The organism is Streptomyces rhizosphaerihabitans (assembly GCF_025399795.1).
GTDB classification, from domain to species: Bacteria; Actinomycetota; Actinomycetes; order Streptomycetales; family Streptomycetaceae; genus Streptomyces; species Streptomyces rhizosphaerihabitans.
This window is the reverse complement of sequence record NZ_JAODTZ010000156.1, coordinates 1-992: the sequence shown is the minus strand read 5'-3', so window position 1 is coordinate 992 and position 992 is coordinate 1. Positions and strand designations below refer to the sequence as shown.

Here is a 992-nt window from a genome sequence, read left to right as displayed (position 1 = left end):
GCGGTTACCCGCCTTCCAGATCTGGCCTATCAACCCAGTCGTCTACTGGGAGCCTTAACCCCTCGAAGGGGGTGGGAATACTCATCTCGAAGCAGGCTTCCCGCTTAGATGCTTTCAGCGGTTATCCCTCCCGAACGTAGCCAACCAGCCATGCCCTTGGCAGGACAACTGGCACACCAGAGGTTCGTCCGTCCCGGTCCTCTCGTACTAGGGACAGCCCTTCTCAATATTCCTACGCGCACAGCGGATAGGGACCGAACTGTCTCACGACGTTCTAAACCCAGCTCGCGTACCGCTTTAATGGGCGAACAGCCCAACCCTTGGGACCGACTCCAGCCCCAGGATGCGACGAGCCGACATCGAGGTGCCAAACCATCCCGTCGATATGGACTCTTGGGGAAGATCAGCCTGTTATCCCCGGGGTACCTTTTATCCGTTGAGCGACGGCGCTTCCACAAGCCACCGCCGGATCACTAGTCCCGACTTTCGTCCCTGCTCGACCCGTCGGTCTCACAGTCAAGCTCCCTTGTGCACTTACACTCAACACCTGATTACCAACCAGGCTGAGGGAACCTTTGGGCGCCTCCGTTACTCTTTAGGAGGCAACCGCCCCAGTTAAACTACCCATCAGACACTGTCCCTGATCCGGATCACGGACCGAGGTTAGACATCCAGCACGACCAGAGTGGTATTTCAACGGCGACTCCACAACAGCTGGCGCTGCCGCTTCAAAGTCTCCCACCTATCCTACACAAGCCGAACCGAACACCAATATCAAACTGTAGTAAAGGTCCCGGGGTCTTTCCGTCCTGCTGCGCGAAACGAGCATCTTTACTCGTAGTGCAATTTCACCGGGCCTATGGTTGAGACAGTCGAGAAGTCGTTACGCCATTCGTGCAGGTCGGAACTTACCCGACAAGGAATTTCGCTACCTTAGGATGGTTATAGTTACCACCGCCGTTTACTGGCGCTTAAGTTCTCAGCTTCGCCAC

Annotated in this window: 1 rRNA gene; it reads right to left on the bottom strand. The window is 56.1% G+C overall.

Annotated elements, in window-relative coordinates:
* Positions 1–992, bottom strand: a 23S ribosomal RNA gene (locus N4G66_RS45170); the annotation flags it as partial.